The 19,590-nt window shown below is 47.8% G+C and carries 11 protein-coding genes; 2 read left to right on the top strand and 9 right to left on the bottom strand.

From position 1 onward, the window contains the following. Positions 1 to 1,804: 1,804 nt before the first annotated feature. The 5 genes from csaB to J7I83_RS10065 form a co-directional block, all read right to left on the bottom strand. Positions 1,805 to 2,929, bottom strand: coding sequence for a polysaccharide pyruvyl transferase CsaB (csaB, locus tag J7I83_RS10085; RefSeq protein ID WP_215100573.1), 1,125 nt, complete (start codon positions 2,927 to 2,929; stop codon positions 1,805 to 1,807). Then, positions 2,926 to 4,794, bottom strand: coding sequence for a DUF5693 family protein (locus J7I83_RS10080; RefSeq protein ID WP_215100572.1), 1,869 nt, complete (start codon positions 4,792 to 4,794; stop codon positions 2,926 to 2,928). Before J7I83_RS10080 ends, csaB begins: the two co-directional genes overlap by 4 nt. Positions 4,795 to 4,842: 48 nt before the next feature. Beyond that, positions 4,843 to 6,402: a putative polysaccharide biosynthesis protein gene (locus J7I83_RS10075; RefSeq protein ID WP_215100571.1), complete on the bottom strand. Its 1,560-nt coding sequence runs from the start codon at positions 6,400 to 6,402 to the stop codon at positions 4,843 to 4,845. Further along, on the bottom strand, positions 6,402 to 7,136 hold the full coding sequence (locus J7I83_RS10070) for a WecB/TagA/CpsF family glycosyltransferase (RefSeq protein ID WP_215100570.1): 735 nt from the start codon (positions 7,134 to 7,136) through the stop codon (positions 6,402 to 6,404). Before J7I83_RS10070 ends, J7I83_RS10075 begins: the two co-directional genes overlap by 1 nt. A 118-nt stretch (positions 7,137 to 7,254) precedes the next feature. Continuing rightward, positions 7,255 to 9,225 (bottom strand): S-layer homology domain-containing protein, encoded by a 1,971-nt coding sequence (locus tag J7I83_RS10065; protein WP_215100569.1) that lies wholly within the window; start codon positions 9,223 to 9,225, stop codon positions 7,255 to 7,257. 430 nt (positions 9,226 to 9,655) lie between these two features. On the opposite strand from J7I83_RS10065, the gene J7I83_RS10060 reads away from it, so the two are divergent. Together J7I83_RS10060 and J7I83_RS10055 are read left to right on the top strand one after the other, a co-directional pair. Beyond that, positions 9,656 to 11,050, top strand: coding sequence for an N-acetylmuramoyl-L-alanine amidase (locus J7I83_RS10060; RefSeq protein WP_215100568.1), 1,395 nt, complete (start codon positions 9,656 to 9,658; stop codon positions 11,048 to 11,050). 76 nt (positions 11,051 to 11,126) lie between these two features. Beyond that, positions 11,127 to 12,773 carry a S8 family peptidase gene (locus J7I83_RS10055; RefSeq protein WP_215100567.1) on the top strand — a complete coding sequence of 549 codons (1,647 nt, stop codon included), beginning with the start codon at positions 11,127 to 11,129 and terminating at the stop codon, positions 12,771 to 12,773. Positions 12,774 to 13,680: 907 nt separating this feature from the next. On the opposite strand, the gene J7I83_RS10050 is transcribed toward J7I83_RS10055, so the two are convergent. The 4 genes from J7I83_RS10050 to J7I83_RS10035 form a co-directional block, all read right to left on the bottom strand. Then, positions 13,681 to 14,694: a C40 family peptidase gene (locus J7I83_RS10050; RefSeq protein ID WP_353048254.1), complete on the bottom strand. Its 1,014-nt coding sequence runs from the start codon at positions 14,692 to 14,694 to the stop codon at positions 13,681 to 13,683. Between the two features lie 341 nt (positions 14,695 to 15,035). Next, complete coding sequence (locus tag J7I83_RS10045) at positions 15,036 to 16,454, bottom strand: alanine/glycine:cation symporter family protein (protein WP_215100566.1); 1,419 nt, start codon at positions 16,452 to 16,454, stop codon at positions 15,036 to 15,038. 199 nt (positions 16,455 to 16,653) lie between these two features. Next, a complete protein-coding gene (locus J7I83_RS10040) occupies positions 16,654 to 17,745 on the bottom strand; it encodes an amidohydrolase (RefSeq protein WP_215100565.1) in 1,092 nt (363 codons plus the stop codon). A gap of 438 nt (positions 17,746 to 18,183) precedes the next feature. Next, positions 18,184 to 19,131: a nuclease-related domain-containing protein gene (locus J7I83_RS10035; RefSeq protein WP_215100564.1), complete on the bottom strand. Its 948-nt coding sequence runs from the start codon at positions 19,129 to 19,131 to the stop codon at positions 18,184 to 18,186. Between the last annotated feature and the right edge of the window lie 459 nt (positions 19,132 to 19,590).

Raw genomic sequence — 19,590 nt, 5'->3', positions numbered from 1 at the left:
GTGCGGTTCTGAAGGTCGCTTCGGTCGCTTTGGGCATGGCTCACGCCATGAGCCGAGAAGAACACTCGTCTCATAGCTCCGCCTAGCCCGGGGACGCGCCTCAGCTGGGTGGTTGTTTTGTACATAGAACTTTTATTTGTGTGGTGTAGGTAGGTAGTGTAGGGTTCTGGAAACGCTCGGCGGCGGTGGGGCACGCGCCTTCGCTGGGTGTGGGGGTTATGGGAATAGTTTTGTTGCGGTTCTGGAAGCTGCTTCGGTCGCTCTGGAGTGGGTTCCCACAATAAGCCATGCAGCTGAGGATCGCTGCCAGTCTTATTGCTCCACCCACTCCGTTGACGCGCCTCAGCTGGATGGGTGTTTAAATAGAAGGAACCTAACTTTGTGTGGTGTAGGTAGGTGGTATAGGGTTCTGGAATTGCTTGGCGGCGGTGGGGCACGCGCCTTCGCTGGGTGTGTGGTTGTGGGAGTAGTTTGGGTGGGGTTCTGGAAGTTGCTTCGGTCGCTTTGGGCATGGCTCACGCGATGAGCCGAGAAGAGCACTCGTCTCATAGCTCCGCCTAGCCCGTGGACGCGCCTCAGCTTGGTGATTGTTTTGTATATAGAATTTTCTATTTGTGTGAGGCAGATAAGTGGTGTGTGGTTCTGAAAACGCTTGGCAGCGATAAGGCACGCGCCTGCGCTTGGTGTGAGGTTGTGGGAGGTAGATGATCTGGGGTTCTGGAATCGCTTGGCGGCGGTGGGGCACGCGCCTTTGCTCGAAGAGTTTTATATAGCGGGAATAGTTTTGGTGGGTTCTAAAAGTCGCTTCGGTCGCTTTGGGCATGGCTCACGCCATGAGCCGAGAAGAACACTCGTCTCATAGCTCCGCCTAGCCCGGGGACGCGCCTCAGCTTGGTGATTGTTTTGTATATAGAACTTTTATTTGTGTGGTGTAGGTAGGTAGTGTAGGGTTCTGGAAACGCTCGGCGGCGGTGGGGCACGCGCCTTCGCTGGGTGTTGATGAATCCACAAATGGGGTCTGTGTTTTTAGATGAAGATTTGCCGTTTCTACCTCACCGTTTCAAGTTTCTGCTATAGAAGGTGAGGATGCTACCGCAACGTCTTGCTTCTTTACATGAAAGTTTCGGCTTCCTACACGGATTTTAAGAAAAAATCACATCTTGTGTGTGAGTGAGGCTAGATCAGAAAGTGTCACTTTCTATTTCGGCTGTTCGCCGCGCGAACAGCTGGGAAAGGGGCTTGAACTTTGTTGGAACAAATCGAGTTGGATGAAGGATGGTGAACATTCAGGTAAAGAAGCAAACGGTTTAGGTAGAGATCTGGAACGTTCAGGTAGCCGCTTCAAGAGTGTAGATAAGAATACAGCGTGTGAAGGTAGAAACAAGAAATGTTGATGTAAAAGCATCCCACCCGTCACTTACTGGCAACACCAGACCACCATAAACAGCGATCCGCTTCGCGCCTCCAAGATGCCCGCTTTTCGCAGGCGAAAAGCACTACGTGCCCATCGCTTCCTTATACCCTTCTCAAAATAGAGACAACAGTGACGCCTCCCCTCACACTTCCTATCAATAAGAAGAAACCTAAAGAATGAGTGGAAGGCGGCGACTCCTGCGGGTACAGCACGAGCCGGAGCCACTGGACTGAGCAGAGCGAGGGAAGCGGCAGAGGCCGTGCCCGCGGAAAGCGTCCGCCTGGAGCGATTTCTTTACCTACAACACTCACACAACAAATTTCCCTCCAACAAAAAAACAGGCTGTCCAGGAGATATGAAACCTCTTGGCAGCCTGTTTGGTTTATCGGTTTATCGGTTTTTTACTTTCGTGTATGCCAGTGGTGCTTTGCTGGCGGATGGTGCTTTGATAGAGTCGATGACGGCGTGCGCTGTTTCGTTGGCGCTTTTTTGGAGAGGTTTGACCGCTCCGGTGATTTTCTCCAGCTCGTCTGGATAGTTGGAGAAAATCTGCTCAATCGCCTCTACCAGGTCACTGTGGTTCCAATCTTCAGTCTCGATATGGCCAAGAACCGGCTGGGCGACAATTTTAGCGAATGAGTCGATTTTCGGATCGTATGACAAGGCAACAAAAGGCGTATAGCCGACTGCCGCAAAGATCAGAGCGTGCAGGCGCATGCCGAACAGCACATCGGAGTCTTTGATGATGGCCATCTTTTCTTGGATGGTGCTGTCGAACGGCGCTATGTGCGCTTTGGTGTGCATCAAGTTTTCAACCTTCTGGGAGGTTTGGAAATCATGGTTTCCATGCATGGGAACAAAGACAATTTCATAGCCTTTATTCACCAACTGGTCTAGTCCAGCTGCGATTTCCTGGAAGGCATAAGCGTCGCCTGCCCAGTCACGGACAGAGACGGTGATGACTTTGCTGCGGAAATTCTGCTGCTCCAGCCAGCTGCTATGGAAATCGCTGGCATCAAGGCCCATGACTGGGTCCGGCACCAGATGAATCGGAGAAGTGACGCCGATTTGTTCCAGGAGCTCCTGGGACTGTTGGTCGCGCACGGTCAACAGCTTTACCGAATTCAAGACATGCTTAACGATCAGTCGATTAAGTTTGCTTTTGATGGGGCCCATTCCCTGCGCGTAGACGAATACCGGCTTTTTCAGCTGCTGGGCGATTTTCATGACGCCCGCATAATAAGGGATGCTTTTGCGGCCGGTTTCATCCTGCAGCAGGCTGCCTCCCCCACTGATCAGGCCATCCGAAGACTTGATCGTGGCGTGCACTTTTTTCAGGCTCCATCTGTTGATGGCTTCAACCTGGTAAGTCTCTGCCGTTTGTTCCGGCTTATGTGATAATACGGTAATTTCAATTCTTGGCTGGTACTCTCTCAACGAATGGATAATGGCGTAGAGAATCGCTTCGTCCCCCACATTATCAAAACCATAGTATCCAGATAAAACGACTCTCACTCCTGCCACCTCACTTTTATTATGCTTATCATTTTCTTCAAAAAAGTTTCATATAGCCAGATTAGGACAAGTCCTATTATAAACCCGAAAACTATACTATAACCACTTCTAAGCAATGAAATCGACAACGGAATGTGAAGATGAGTAAATGTATTCACTAGCGACAGGAAACCGATGACTCCTGGAATTAACAGGAAATAATGGGCTTTCGGGTAGCTTTTCGCCATGTGGAGCGCCAGGATGAACAACGGGAAGCCGATCAGGAATTCTTTTGTTCTCGGCCTGACGTAAAGGATCTGCTCCATCAGCAGGCGTGCCTGGAGTTCAATGGCAGATACCTGCCCCTCGTTGCCTGTCCGAGTAATGTAATAGAAAGCGATAACGGCAATAACAGCAATCACTGCGATATGCCAGTAAGGTATTTTTAGTTTCAAAAGGTTTTTGATGTTCCCCCAAACTGCATAGATGGCAATAAAAGCAATTGGAACGATATAGATCAGCGAAACGCCTCTGAACAAGTCAATTCCCAGCAAGTATTGATTGCCGTTCAGCAAGACGACGATCAGCCAGATGCCGATTGCGGAAATGGCAAGTGCCTGTGCGTAAGATCGGAGCAAATACCATTTTTTTTCTGGTTCTTTTTTCAATAAGACTGCCCAGATCGGCGCTGTGATGGCGACCGCTAAGGCAAATGCTTTCAGGATCATGCTTTGTCCGGTCACCAGGTAGATGAGAGCAACCAGCGTCGAACCGACTAATGCGATCCCTGTCAGCCTGTTGTTCTTAAAGACAGACTGTGCCGCCAATGTCAGGAACGCGATGGCGCCGAGCAAAGCCATTGCCGTTTGCCATAATGGCACGCTGTAGGTGTCAAAAGAACGCGACTCGCCCAGCGCAAAGCTGGCAGGCAGCGTTTCGTTTACTTCAGACTGCAGCTCCTGCAAGGCGGGCAGGGCTTTGCCGTATTCTTCCTGTGTCAAGTTCACGAAAAACGCCCGCATATTGCGTTCTTTGGCAGCGCGGACAATTTTTTCGGCGCTTTCGGAGATATTATCGTCCGTCACAGCCAGGCTGTGGAGCCGCACCAGATTCAGGTCATTGATATATGCCAGCTGATTCAAGCCCCCTTGGTCAGCAAATTCGATGCTCATCAAGCCATAGCCGGCCTCTTTCAGCTGTTCGCCGAATTCCTTCAAGCGGACGGGATCTAAAGCTGCTGGCACATTTTTTCCGATGAACAGGACTTTAGTGATTTCGGGCTGTTTAATGGAAAGAAGTTTATCGATCATCCGTTCTGTTTGGCTTTCGTCCGAATAATCGCTTAGACGGGGAACTACTGTCAGTCCGGCAGCGAGAATCGTCTCGATCACTTCGGGATCATAGCCGACCGGTGTCGACAGGATCTCGCCGGCATCACCGGGAATATACAAATATTCTTCACCATTTATAGTAAAAGGATATTGTTCTTCAAAAAAGCCTGCAGTGGTTTCTTCAAAATCAACCGTGCTGTTCGAATAGACGAATAGCCCTGGCTTGTCAAAAGGCGCTTCCAACGGAGCTTGTTGGGTCAGCAAAAGATGCTCCCGCATGCGGGAAGTACTGACAGCGGTAATTAGCCCTTTTCTCTCCAATGTGCTGACCGTGTCGGGTTCGAGGCTAATGCTTTGAACCCCTGCGTTCTTGAAATCCGCCAATATGGATTCTGTCGTCAAAGAGGGATCTTCGACCAGCCAGCTGTTGGTCAGTTTAAAGGGAATAATGGTTTCGATTTTCTTATTCGATTCTTCAATTTGTATGCGCTGGAATGCTGAAGGAATCGTCAATAGCAATGCGGCAAGGAGGATCCCGATTAAAACTTTCTTCACGTAAGTACACACCCTTAACTTTTCTTGGATTGGCCTGGATTGCAGGCATTATTTCTTGGCGATGAATTTTTTTATGACAGGAATGCGCTGCAATACGCTTTGATCCACTGCTTTGGTGACCAGCAACAAAACAAAGTAGATGACGCCGCCGACTGCTACTGCTGCCCCTATATACAATAACGCTGCAAGTCTTGACAGCTCTTCAAAATCCAATAGTAAACTTGGCAGCCAAATGGCTGCCCCCATGACAAGTGAAGCGAAAATGATGGTGCCGGTCTTTTTCGGGAAAAAGCTGAATCCCGTGTATTTGCGGATGGCTGCAGCATTGAGCACGAACAGGATGACATAAATGGCTGCAGTCGAAATGGCCGCGCCTTCCAAGCCGTATAGATTGACCAGCACCAGATTCAGCACCAGTTTGATGAGTACGCCGATCGTAATGATCCAGGCACCAAGACGTGCTTTATTGATTCCCTGCAAAACACCGGTTCCGAGTACCGTCAAAGAAGTGAACAGTGAACTGAACGACACGATGGCCAGGACGGTGCTGCCTTGCAGATCCGTAAACAAACCGAGGTTGATCGGCAAGGTCAGGACGACCAGGCCGACAGCGGCCGGAACGGATAATAGATAAGTCAGGAAAAAGGTGTTGTCGATCAGTTTGGCCGAGCCGATTTTGTCATTCTGGGCCAATTTGGCCGATATGGACGGAATCAACGGCAGGATGACCGAGCTGGCGAAAACCGTAACGATTTGGACAAGCGCCAGGCCTCTGCCATATATCCCGTAAAGTGTATTAATGTCTTCGGTGGCTTCCCCATGCATTTTCAGTGCAGTCGGGATGGTGATGGAATCGACCAAATTCAACAGGGCCATCGTGATCGCCCCGATGCAGATGGGAAGGGAAATTTTCAGGATGGTTTTGGCCGTCCCTTTGAAATTCGCCAGTTTGTAAGGCAGCTCTTTGGCTACTCTCACGGATGAACGGTTGTACAGGATTCGCAAGTAAATGAACGAACCGATCGCTCCGATGATGGAACCGATCATGATGCCGCCCGCTATCTGCTCATCGCTGTAAAGGCGGTCCACCATGAAGATGGCCACTAAAAGAATCAGCCCGACGCGGATAAACTGCTCGATGACCTGCGATATCGCGGTCGGGGTCATATCCTGATGCCCTTGGAAATAGCCGCGGTACACTGCCATATATGGTGCCACGAGCAAGGTGCAGGAAACGACGATCAAGGCAAGGCGTGTCGTACCGCCGCCAAGGACAGACGCGATTTGGTGGGAAAAGCCGTAAATGACCAGAAAGCTTGTGATGCCGAAAATCAGTGCCAGAATACCTGAGGTGAAAAAGATATTCTTGACCTCCTGCTGGTCATCTTTTGCACGGGCTTCCGAAATCAATTTAGAAATGGCGATCGGGATTCCGGCGACAGACAAGGTCAAGGCGACCATATAGACCGGATACACCAGGGTGAAAATCCCCAGCACTTCATCTCCCGCGATGTTTTGCAGCGGGATCCGGAAAAGGCTGCCGAGTATTTTTGACAGCAATGCTGCAATAGATAAAATTAAGGTGCTTTTGATCAAGGTGTTCTTCATTACTTACGCAAGGCCTTTCGTCCGATCACAGTGGCTGCGAATTTCGGCAGCACGAGCATGCGTTTCCAGCGGGAAGGCTGCTTGACCAGACGGTAGAACCATTCCAGGTTCATCTTCTGCCACATCTCCGGTGCGCGTTTGACCGTCCCGGAAAAGACATCGAAACTGCCGCCGATGCCGATAAAGACCCCTTTATCGAATTGATCGATATGGGCGCCGATCCATTGTTCCTGCCTCGGGAAGCCGAGCGCCACGAAGACGATGTCCGGAGCCGCGTTCTTGATCTGCTGCGGCAGAAGATGATCGTTCCAGTCGAAAAAGCCGTTATGGCTGCCGGCAATTTGGATGCCCGGATAGTCCTGCTTGGCCTTTTTCACGGTTGTCTGCAACACTTCTTCAGCCGCTCCCAGGAAAAAGATGCTGGAGTGGTTTTTGTCTGCTTCTTCAAGCAGGTCGAGCATCAAATCATAGCCGCTGACGCGTTCAGGCAGCGGTTCGCCGACGATCGCGGCAGCTTTTACGATGCCGATGCCGTCTGCTGTTATGTACTGGGCTTTTGCCAGGGTCTGTTTGTATTGCTCGTCTTCCAACGAATGCATGACGATTTCAGGGTTGGCGGTCACCACGAAGGTCCGTTCCTGTTTGGCGATGTGGCTTTGCAATGTCTTGATAAACTCTTTTTGGGATGTGTTGATAAACGGCACTCCCAATATATGAACGAATTTTGAAGTCATGGTTAATCTCCTCTATAGGGCAAAATATCTTAGGCTAGTATAACATAAAGAAGAACCCTATGTTCAAGCTATGGCCGCTTGAGCACAGGGTTCTTCTGTTAAAATTGTGTAAATTATATTACTGCGCCAGTGGCAGCATGTCGATGTAGGATCCGTGGACATAAGCTCTTGTGTAGCCTTTATCTTCTGATGCTACTTCATACCAGAGGGCTCCGTTGGACGCTTTGGTTTCGTTGTTGATGATGACCGGAACCGCTGCTGTTCTCAGTGTATAGAGGGAAGTGAAGTTTGTGCTTGCATCCTTCCTGAAGTTCAGCGGATTGGTCGTCGTGTAGCCGAGTTCGTGTTTGTTCTGGTCTTTGTTTCCAAGATGAGCATCGGCGCGGTACATATGCCCCGCGATTTTCTCTCCCCAGAATGCATCAGATGCATAGCGGACGTTCATGCCGATGCCTTTATTCCCCAGGATCGACCCGTTGTAATAGCTGCCAAGCGGCGTTTGGTATCCTTTGTTGATGCGCAGGGCCGCGTCTTCGATCGACTCCCTGAATGTATCGTAGGAATAGGCGCGGTTATAAGCATCGCCGTCCACCGCTCCATAGCCGAAGAGGTTGTATTTGTCCTGTGCAATTTTGCTGATTCCCCAGCCGCTTTCATGGATGGCATGGGACATCAAGTAAAGTGCGTTGATTTTATGGGTCTTTTCCATTTCCTTAAAGAATTTGCCAGTGCCGACAAGCGGGCTGGCTGTCCATTTCTTACCATTAAGTGTCTGGTTATAGTACGGGAATTTGTCCTGCAGGTATTTATCGAGTTCTGCAGCTGTGTAGCTGGTTGTCGAATGCAGCGGCAGCATGTTGAAGTACTGATGGCTTTCAGCTACTTTGGCGCCTGATTCGTTTGTGAATGCTGCACCATCCCAGCTGTAGTATTTCATGCCGCTGACAAATTCTTTGGGTGCTTTTCCGATAGTGCCGGTTGATGCGTAGTTGCCGGTCGCATGGTTGAAGATTTTATGGACCAGGTTGCTGCCGGACGCTTCATAATAGGACTGCCCTTTTTTCATCGGTTCCGGAATCAGCCGAACCACTTTTGAACTGACATACCCGACTTTTCCAGCCAGTTCCACTTTGACCGTTGTCGCTGTGGCATCCAGGAATTTCAATTCGGTGTTGGACGGAACATATGGCCGGAAAGTTCCGCTGGCGGCCTTCAGGCTTTCCGTCGGGTAAATTTCCGTAAAGGCATTGGTTGACACAATCCCCTGCTTCATCCAAAGGATTTGGTTGCTGCGTTCGACTGCCTGAACTTTTGCGTTCTTTTGAACATATTCTTTTGCCAGAGCGAATGTGTCGAAATGCTTCACGACAGTCGTCTTATCTGCTGCAACTGCTGATGCCTGAAATTCCAGGTTTTGAGGCGGGAATACTTCATCTCTTGCTCTGAGCATGACTACTGCCACCATCCATCTTTCTGAGCTGTCTTTTGGTCTGAAGCTATTGTCCTTGTTGCCTGTGACGATTCCCAGATGGGAAAGAATGCGGACATCGTCTTTATGTTCATTTCTGATTGTCGAAGTATCCGTAAAGCCTAAAGCCTGTGTTTCTGAAACATTAATGACAATGCCTTTTGCTGTCAAAGCACGTGAAACCATGGTCGACATTTGTTCACGGTTGATCAGCTCATCGGGCTTGAACGTGTTGTCCGGATAACCTTTAATGATTCCGGCATCCACAGCCGAGGCTATTGGATTGTAATACCATTTCTCAGGCAACACATCTTTGAAGTTTACAGTGGCTGCAGTTGTTGCCGCCGCGGTAAACCCTGCATTTTCAACAGAAGCACTTTCTGCTGCGGTCCCGAGTTCAAATGATTGAACAACCATTTTGGCGAACTCGGCGCGTGTCACTTTTTTATTCGGCCGGATGGTTCCATCATTATATCCTTCAATGATCCCCAGCTCCATCAATTCTCTTATTTCATCTTCGTATGCGTGGCCCGTTAAATCGTCTGCTGCTTTAGCAGTCTCCTGCGTAAAGGATGATAGTCCTACAAGCAGTACCAACAAACCTAATAATAATTTTTTCATCTTTTAATAAATCCCCCTTTTTTCTAATTAATCCATTTATTAACTACTCACAAGACCAGCAACACAACTTCATCTATCTGTGACTTCTACAATAATCTATTTTACCCGTGCAAACTATACTTCATATTATCTATATTTATCCATTTTTAAGTGGACAAATAATTACATCACAAATACAAGTGTAACACTAGACCCAATGCATTAGTAAAGCGTATTTTTATTATTTCTACTTTCTTTCTTATTCTTTCAGATTAATCTGATATTTTTACCATATAAATAGTTATAAAGTATTAGACCAAATTTCCCTTTCCTGAATTACGACTTTTAAACCATACTATTTTCTTATTTATTTAAAAAAGACATTAATTTGAATAAATATCTGCTATTATCACTATCAGATAGAAACTACTTAGGAGGAAATAAAAAACTTATGAAAACCGTATTATCAAAAATTACCCTGTTTCTAGTTGCTGCTGTTCTTGTGATCTCGAGTTTAGGTGTACAATCCGTTTCTGCTGCAAGTAATCCGTTCAAGGATATTTCGTCATCAGACGAAGAAATTTTGTATCTATGGAACAAAGGCCTGATTAAAGGAATCAGCAATACGACATTTGGCGCAGATCAGGTAGTGACCCGCGAGCAAGCTGCTGCATTGATCGGCCGTGCAATAGGGCTTAACGGCACACCCCGCAAAACAAAATTTCCGGATGTGAATCCAAGCCGTTACAGCTCAGGCTACATCCAGTCAGCATATGAAAAAGGCATCATTACTGGAAATTCCGATGGCACTTTCCGTCCGATGGAAACGATGACACGTGGTGAGATGGCTTTCCTATTAAGCCGCGCATTCAATCTTAAGACGACTGGAAATGTCTTCTTTAAAGACATCACGACCAACACAGCTTCAACAAGCCTTTATACAGCGGTCAATAAAATCGCTACCGCCGGCGTTTCAAACGGCACAGGAACCGGCACTTATTCACCAACCGAAAAACTGATCCGCGGTGAATTCGCTACTTTCGTAGCACGTGCACTTAACGCTAACTTTAAAGTCACTTACCAAAACACAACCGTTGAAAACTTGAATGTCACTGTTAACGGCCTCAATGTCCGCACTGGACCAAGCGTAGGCTATAACTCGATCGGCAAGTTGAACACAGGTGCTCCATTCCAGGTCTATGGCTATAACGGCTCATGGGCATACGGCAAAAGCGGCAGCATTACCGGTTATGTCAGCAAGAGCTATTTGGCAAAAGCTTTGCCTGCCAGTGCCAACAGCCGTTTTATCACACTTGACCCTGGCCATGGCGGAACTGACCCTGGCGCAGTCGCCAACGGATTACGTGAAAAAGACATCAATCTTGACGTTGCCAAGCTAGTCGAATCCAAGTTGAAAGCTAAAGGCATCAAAGTTTATATGACCCGCTCAACAGATGTGTTCTACACATTAGGTGCCCGTGTCGATAAAGGGGTCGCCAGCGGATCCAACGCATTCCTGAGCATCCATACGAACGCGGCAGCTGCTACTTCTGCCAGCGGCTCTGAAACTTTCTACTCTGCTTCTGTCGGCAACGACAGCAAGCAATTGGCAACTTTCATCCAAAACCGCCTTTACAAAGCGATGGACCATCCAAACCGCGGCGTCAAAAACTACGGTTTCCAGGTTATCCGCACCAACCCGCTTCCTGCCGCTTTGGTGGAATTAGGATTTATCACCAATCAATACGATGCTTCAAAATTGGCATCTGGCACTTACAAGGATCGTGCTGCCACAGCGATCGCTTCCGGAATCGAAGATTATTACAACTGGAAAGCAAAAAATTAATTTCTAAAACGGACTTTTTAGTCCGTTTTTTTGTTGTATACTACAGGAAAGTTTAATGTGCGCAGGAGGAAATCAATTGAAAAAATTATCATTTATAGTAATTTCTGCAATCCTTCTCAGCGGGTGGGCCAGCAGCACAGCCGCTGAAACCGATCGCGTATCAGATCGCGTAATCATTTCATTTAAAGAAGAAATCGATTTTGAATTACTTAAAGAAATGGGTGCCGAGATTCACGAGGAGTTTGATGCCATTTCAGCGGTATCTGTAACTTTGCCGGACAAAGCAACAATCCAGGCTGCCAGCAGTGACTCTTCCATTGAATACATAGAAGAGAATTCATTGGTCAAAGCCGCCGCTCAAAACACCACCTGGGGCTACCGGACGATCAAAGCGAATACGGCATCAAGTCTTGGCTATACTGGCAAAGGCGTGAAAATTGCCATCATCGATTCCGGCATCAATTCCAAGCATCCTGACTTGAAAGTCGCAGGCGGCGTCTCCAAAGTCGCCGATTCAAGCGCCTTTACAGATCGCAATGGCCATGGCACCCATGTCGCTGGAGTTATCGGTGCGCAAAACAATTCTATCGGCACAGTTGGTGTAGCGCCAGATTCACAGCTTTATTCGGTCAAAGTCCTTTCCGCAAACGGAATCGGCACCCTCGAAGGCGTGGTCTCTGGCATCCAATGGGCCATCGACCAGAAAGTCGACATCATCAATATGAGTTTGACCACCGTCAATAACGATCAATCTTTGCGCGATATCACCAAAAAGGCATATGACGCCGGCATCCTTATCGTCGCGGCTTCCGGAAATGAACGGGAAAGCGGCTTGTACAGTGACGTTCTTTACCCGGCACGCTTTCCTTCCGTCATCGCTGTCGGATCGGTTTCCCAACTTAACCGATTGTCCTATTTCTCGAATTCCGGACCTTCACAAGAGCTCGTAGCGCCTGGCGAAAACATTTTAAGCAGTTTCGTCGATTCATTGACCACTTCACAAGAAGACTATGCCATCTCAGAAGGGACATCTGTCGCCTCTCCTTTTGCAGCCGGCACTTTTGCACAATACATGGAAGCTTATCCGCACCTTTCAAACAAACAGCTGCGGGAAACCATTAAACGCGCAGCGATGGATCTCGGCACTGCAGGACGCGACAATAAGTACGGCAATGGCCTGGTGCAATCGCTGGGCACCAAAGCCGCTTTATTCCCGGATTTGAAAAATAACGTCTGGTACTCGGAACCGATCCAAAAGGTTTTCGACCGCAACATCATCACCGGATTATCGGACGGCACGTTCCGCCCAGGCGCGACCATCACACGCGCTGAAGCCATCACGATGCTTGGCCGTGCACTAAATCTCAACAAGACCAGCACCACCCATCATTTCAGCGACGTTGCGAAAGATTCTTTTGCAGCGGGCTATATCAACAGCGCTTATGAACTGGGCTATATCAAAGGTGTGACCGCCACCAAGTTCCGGCCGAATGACCCGATCAAACGGGGCGACATGGCCATGATCCTGCAAGCGGCATACGGCCTTACCAGTACACAGCAAACCGCCTTTACCGACGTCCCGAAATCCATGTACTATTACGAAGCGATCCAGGCAGCCTATTCAAGCAATGCTGTCACAGGCTACCAGGACAATACTTTCCGTCCGAAAAACCCCATCACCCGTGCAGAGAATGCCAAATTCATGAGCAATCTGCTGAAATAAAAAAAGCGAAAAGCCAACCGGTCATCCGGTTGGCTTTTCGTTAGTCTGTTGAAAAAGTCATCATACTTTCATTTCGCTCTAGGCGGACGCGTTCCACGGGCACGGCCTCTATCGCTTCTGTAGAAGTCCCCCACCCACTTCATTCAAGGAAGATAGAGTTTACTAAGTGGTTTGGAGAAGCGTCCGCTCGACTCCTGCGGGAAAGCGAGACGGCCGAGACCCCGCAGGGAGCAAAGCGAACGAGGAGGCTTGGACGCGAGCCCGCGGAAAGCGAGCGGTAAGCTTCGGAAAACCACAGCTTGTTAGTAGTTTCTCGACAGCCTAGCGAAAAGCCAACCGGTCATCCGGTTGGCTTCAGGCTGTAGACAAAGTCTAATCAAAACGAATAGCGGTGTATAACCCCAACAAGCCTAGTAATCCCTTCACTCTAGGATTTGGAGCGCAAGGCGGCGACTCCTGCGGGAATAGCGAGACGACCGAGACCCCACAGGGAACGAAGTGGACGAGGAGGCTTGGGCGCGAGCCCGCGGAAAGCTTGCACCGGAACGAAAAGCAATCGTTCCTCAGCCCACTCCCTCTATTTTTTAATAAACTACGAGAAAAAACTTGACTGCAGATAAGGAAAGCGTCCGCCTGGAGCAGAGGATCCGGTATAAATACGATAAAGTGTGTAATCATTCTGTAAAAGACATAAATATTCTTTTGTCTACAAGCTCAAGTGAGAAGCCAACCGGCAATCCGGTTGGCTTCTCGCTTTTTTGATTTTTTCTCAGCTTCCACTTTTGTTTTTTTGAATATCGGCAGTGAAAGACTAGCAGTTCTATTTGTCTTATAAAAAAACAGCAGGCTAGCCCGGTTTACTGGGTTGGCCTGCTGTTTGAACGATCTCCATTAAGAAATCACGTAGTTATTTTTGGATAGCGCGGTGAACAAATGCTGCGTATTCCGCTCTTGTTGCGTTGGCGTTCGGCTTGAACGTTCCATCCTTATAGCCAGTAGCCAGCTTGCTAGCTGTTACGCTGTTTATCGAACTCTCAGCCCAGTGGCCTTTAACATCCTTAAATGAAGTGGACGAAGTGGAAGCTTGCAATGCAAATGCATTTGTCAGCAATTTGCTGATTTCTGCACGGGTGATTTTTGCATTTGGTGCAAAATAGCCTGGTGAACGACCGTTGACGATTCCCGCTTTCATGACAGCGTTAATATTGCCCGCTGCCCAATGGCCGGCCGGTACATCTTTAAAAGAAGAACCTTGAACCGGCGTCAATTTTAATGCGCGCGCAATGATCGTCGCCGCTTCCGCTCTTGATACGTCATTACTCGGTTTGAACATGCTGACATCGTATCCCGTGATGATTCCAGATGTGCTCAGGTTTTTGATTTCGCCTACTGCCCAATGGCCAGCTGCTACATCATAAAATTGCCCTGCTGGAAGCGCCGGTTTTGATACAGGTGTCGCCACATTTTTGATTTCGTCCAAACGGCGTGCGCCGGTATACTTAGGAGCCCAATATGGATTGGTGTTTAAGTTGGCAATCGTTACCCCGCCACTGGTGGCAGAGATAAAGTTGCCGTTGCCGACGTAAATGCCCGCGTGTGAAATTCCCGCTTTATAAGTACCCGAAAAGAAAACCATATCGCCTTCTTTCAGGTTGCTTTTTGAGACACCCGTCCCTATTTTATATTGCTCTGCGGATGTCCGCGGAATTGAAATGTCGAAGTTGTTGAAAACATAGCGTAAATAGCCTGAGCAATCAAAGCCTGATGGCGTTGTCCCACCAAATTGGTAAGGTGTTCCTGTAAATTTCTTAGCATATGTAGTTAATTCATTTGGTGTCGCTGCACTGGCTTTGTTGGCATTGAATGGATTGGCCGATACTAATAGGACTGTAATGATTAAGAACATTAGAAGTTTCTTCACTTGGCACCTCTTCGCTTGGATTTCGGGATGGTGATCAGGCATCAACCGTTTTATTCTTCTTTAGTATATTTTTGATTGTATCAGTAAAAACTGTCATATTATGTTACATTTATATTACAAATGTGTAACATTACTTATTTTAATGTTTAATTTTAGGAAATAAGGGGATATTAATGTTTATTTCTCCAGGAGTTAAAACAAGCTAAAAGGTCTGCCAGGTTTTATCCGGCAGACCTTTTCTTGTGCTTTATGCAGCTGCATGACTTTACCCAGAGACGGCAGTGAATTCGGGAATAAAAAAGACCTTTTTGCGCATCGGCAAAAAGGTCTTTGGATTTTAATTATTTGTGGCGGCTTTCGCTGTCGCCCCAGCATTCGGTATTTTTCAAGCCAGGGATATTTTTTGCAAAGAATACCGGATTTTTGCCGGCTTTGCGTTGAGCTGTATAGTCGTCAAGCACCTTGAAGGCGATTTTGCCGAGCAAGGCGATGACCACCAGATTGAGTACAGCCATGAAGCCCATGAACAGATCGGCCATGTTCCAGACCAATTGAACCTGTGCCAATGCACCGAACATCACCATGGCCAATACGCCAAAGCGATACGCTGTCAACCAGCCGCTGTGCGCATTGATGAATTCGATATTCGTTTCACCGTAGTAATAGTTCCCGATGATTGAACTGAACGCGAAGAACAGGATGGCAATCGCCAGGAAGTAGGGCGCCCAGCTTCCAAGATGGACATTCAATGATGCCTGCGTCAACAGGATCCCTTCCTGTTCCCCGTTGGAATACAGGTCTGCCAGGATAATGATGAAAGCAGTTGCCGAACAGATGATGATGGTATCAAAGAACACACCCAAGCTTTGCACAAGGCCCTGTTTCGCTGGATGCGAAACGTTGGCAGATGCTGCTGCGTTCGGCACAGAACCCATACCGGCTTCGTTGGAGAACAAGCCTCGGCGTACGCCCTGCATGATGGCCGCACCGATTCCGCCGCCCACTGCTTCCTCTAAGCCGAATGCGCTTTGGATGATCAAAGTGAAGACCGCTGGAATTTCAGTGAAATTCATAATGACGATGAACAAAGCGACTAAGATGTAGATAGTTGCCATGATCGGCACCACTATTTGCGTAACACTGGCAATCCGCTTGACGCCACCGAAAATGACGATTGCGGTCAGCACAACAAGCCCGAGCCCGATCGTCCAATCCGGAATATTAAAGACATCCTCAAATGATTGCGCAATGGTATTGGATTGGACCGAGTTGAAGATGAATCCGAATGCCAATGTCAACAAAATCGCGAAGACAATCCCGAGTTTCCGGTTGCCGAGGGCTTTTTCCATATAGTAAGCTGGCCCACCGCGGAATTGCTCGCCGTCACGGACTTTATAGACTTGCGCCAATGTGCTTTCAATAAACGCTGTAGCCATTCCGATAATGGCAACCATCCACATCCAGAAAACCGCTCCCGGCCCCCCGATGGCAATCGCCAAGGCAACGCCGGTGATGTTACCGGTTCCTACACGTGATGCAGTTGAAATGGTGAAGGCCTGGAAAGCCGATATACCGCTGTCCCCATCCTTTTTCTCGGTGATGACGCGGAACATTTCACCGAATAGGCGAACCTGAACGAATTTGGTGCGAATTGTGAAATACAGGCCAAGGCCCATCAGAAGTCCAATCAATATGTATGTCCAGAGTAAAGTGTTGACGTTATCAACGAACCATGTGATTCCATCTAAAAAAGCATCCATCCAATTTCTCCCCTTTATATTTAAACTTGTCTACAATACCCTTTTTCCCGTGGCTGGAAACGTTCTTTGCCTACCAGATATAAAAATGAGACCCTCTAGTAAAAGAGGGTCTCGGATATCGGCTCGCTTTTATCATAGCATGCAATTGCCCAAATCCAGAGTTGTTAGTATTTTGCGTTATTTCCCGGGGAATACCCTTTTATGTGGTTTTTATGGTATCCGCCAAAACGCGCGCGCCGATCGCAAGGGCTTCGTGGTTAAAGCTCATATCCGGATGATGCAAGCCTGGCGTCAGGTCCGCACCGATACCGATCATGGCCGCATGGAGTTCAGGCTTTTTAATGGTATAAAAATGAAAATCGTCGGCACCTGTCGTATGGACCGGTGGAGCTGTCGCTCTATCCCCCAGCGTTTGGCGGATTGCAGCATCTGCAATCTGCATGGCGGTTGCCGATACTTCTGCAGCAGGCGTGTAATCGGTCCATTGAAAGCTGATTTCAACATCATAGAGCGTGGCGATAGCGTGTAACCCATCAGCGATTTTCTGCTGAAGCTCTTTCATCAAGTCATTCGACTGGGATCGCACATCCATCGCAAAATGAGCGCTTCCCGGAATGATGTTCAAGCTGTCTCCACCTGTCTGGATATGGGTCAATTTCGCCGAATACGATTCAAACGGGGAAAAATAAATCGATTTTACGAACTGGTGGATCGCTGCGATGACATCGATGGCGTTTTTCCCTTGATGCGGACGTGCTCCGTGGGCGTCCACTCCGGTGATTTTCCCTCTCAGGAAGATGCCGGATCCGTGGTGAAGCGCAGGCGTCACTTGGCCAAATGGCAGCTCTTCGATGGGACGCAAATGCACTCCGTATAAATGCGTCACCTCGTCAATCGCTCCCCGCTCAATCATCGACAGTGAGCCATTGCCCAGTTCTTCTGCCGGCTGGAAAATAAAGCGCACACGTTTTGTCAGTGTTTCGTCCTTCAGATGAAGAAGCGCTCCGAGCACCATGGCCATGTTGGCATCGTGCCCACAGGAATGATTGGCCTGCAGCTTGCCGCCCACTTCCTGCCAAAGCGCGTCAATGTCCGCGCGCACCGCAACGACTTCCGCCCCTTCGCCGATTTCCGCAATCAACCCGGTGACGTCCGGAAACGTATGATGTTTTACGCCGAGCTCGGTCATAATCTCGGCCAATTTTTTGGTGGTCTCCACCTCTTTCCAGCTGACTTCCGGATGCGTGTGGAAATGGTTGAAGTAGTCGAGTATTCGCTTTTCGATATCCATTTAATTGTCTCCTTTGTCTGAGAAATTCATTTTGATAGTTTGATTGTACACGAGGAGAAGGGTCATTTGTGAAGAATTGGTTGGGGTTTGGTTTCTACGTGAAGTTTTTTGTCGGCTATATGAACGGGTGGCTTCTCTACATGAAGTTTTGGGTTCTCTACATGACTTCTTGATTTCTACGTGAAGTTTTTTGTCGGCTACATGAACAGGTGGCTTCTCTACATGAAATTTTCGATTCTCTACATGACTTCTTGATTTCTACGTGAAGTTTTTTGTCGGCTATATGAACAGGTGGCTTTTCTACATGAAGTTTTGAGTTTTCTACATGACTTCTTGATTTCTACGTGAAGTTTTTTGTCGGCTACATGAACAGGTGGCTTCTCTACATGAAGTTACAAGAGTTCTACTATATTCCCGGTGAAAGTATGTTTATTTTTCCTATGGCTGGCGGATATATTCGCGGTATCGCCGGCCGCCCACGGGTTGGCAACCGTTTCGGATCAGGAACCGCTTGGCAGCATCGAGTTTTTCCAAACCAATAAAATCGAGGCATTCAGCTTTATTGATTGTGGATTTTATTAGCATGAACCAGTCCTGCAATGCATAAGAAGGGGCATCTTGACTGATTAGTCGGCACGTTTCACACTCCCAGAGACGCTTTGTTCTTTCCATCTTCCCAAATATACAACGGGGACAGAAGACTCCGGTTTCGATTTCAGACTGTTCGATTTGAAATTTGGGGGCTAAGGGGAAAGGCTGATAATCCGTATGAACAGCCACTAAACTTTGTCCAAGCTGATGAAGTTCTTCTATAGAAAGAATCGGTTTCGGCAGCTTCATTTTCGATAAATGAAAATTGACTTCCCCCGCAGCTAAAATAAGGGCATCCGGCGGTGCGTCTTCAACAATTTGGGATGGATGCGCGATGACGACAATAGTCGCCACCGGCAGTGGACAACCGAGGGTTTTCAAAAATTGGTTCATGCGTATAGCGGTTTCATTCATTTGCGTGATGGGACTCTTATAGCTTTTAATCTCTCCATTTGCCAATATCGAATGGAGAGCACTCGGATTTTGCTTGAATTGAAGCTTTCCAGCGATGTTTTTTATTTCCAACAAGAATACACAGCTCTGGGTGAGCACTACCGTATCCACTTGAATTTTAAACGCCCCTCCCAATGAAAAATCCTGGATGATCCGGTGAGGATAAGGCGGGTCAAAAAATTCCAGCGCTTCATCCAGGCGTTCTTCTCCCCCGTAGCCTGCGTTGGCATTATTGAGACTATTTTTCACAGCCATCCGTTTTGGATGAGTAGGCGGCAACCTTTTTAATAAAGCTTCATACCCAGCAATTTTTATTGGCATTTCCCGATGTTTAATGATCATGAAATCTCTCCTTTTTCTCATTAGTCTAGCAGACAAAAGAAGAAATTACCATTTATATCCAAATTTGATTTTTGAACCATCTATAGCTCCCAAAAATGATATTTGAGCAGGAGTTTATGTAAAGATTCGCGTTGCTTACATGAAAGTTCCAGCTTTCTACATGACATTTCCCATCTCTATATAAATCGTCGCTCCTTATCTCACCTATTCGGGCTTTTACAAGAACCTCTCGTCTCCATACCTCACTAAACCATACTCCTACCTCAAGGTTTCAAGCTTCTATATGAATCATTGCTCGCTACCTCACACTTCCCGCCTTCTACATGAACTCTTCATCCCTATACATCAACATTCGCGACTTCTACACGAATCATCCTAATTCCCAAAAATCTTTCCACCAAAACACTCAGATGCCCAGCCCCCAAACACGCTTTTCGCGCGCGAAAAGCCACAAAACCG

Origin of the sequence: Planococcus sp. ISL-110 (genome assembly GCF_018613575.1) — a bacterium.
In the GTDB taxonomy this organism is placed as follows: Bacteria; Bacillota; Bacilli; order Bacillales_A; family Planococcaceae; genus Planococcus.
The sequence above is the reverse complement of the archived record's forward strand: the minus strand, read 5'-3'. Positions and strand labels throughout refer to the sequence as shown.

What these genes read in the sequence shown, in the direction of transcription:
- J7I83_RS10045 (WP_215100566.1), bottom strand. Translation starts at nt 16,454, where the DNA reads ATGGATGCTTTTTTAGATGGAATCACATGGTTCGTTGATAACGTCAAC.
- J7I83_RS10040 (WP_215100565.1), bottom strand. Translation starts at nt 17,745, where the DNA reads ATGGATATCGAAAAGCGAATACTCGACTACTTCAACCATTTCCACACG.
- J7I83_RS10035 (WP_215100564.1), bottom strand. Translation starts at nt 19,131, where the DNA reads ATGATCATTAAACATCGGGAAATGCCAATAAAAATTGCTGGGTATGAA.
- J7I83_RS10060 (WP_215100568.1), top strand. Translation starts at nt 9,656, where the DNA reads ATGAAAACCGTATTATCAAAAATTACCCTGTTTCTAGTTGCTGCTGTT.
- J7I83_RS10065 (WP_215100569.1), bottom strand. Translation starts at nt 9,225, where the DNA reads ATGAAAAAATTATTATTAGGTTTGTTGGTACTGCTTGTAGGACTATCA.
- J7I83_RS10070 (WP_215100570.1), bottom strand. Translation starts at nt 7,136, where the DNA reads ATGACTTCAAAATTCGTTCATATATTGGGAGTGCCGTTTATCAACACA.
- J7I83_RS10075 (WP_215100571.1), bottom strand. Translation starts at nt 6,402, where the DNA reads ATGAAGAACACCTTGATCAAAAGCACCTTAATTTTATCTATTGCAGCA.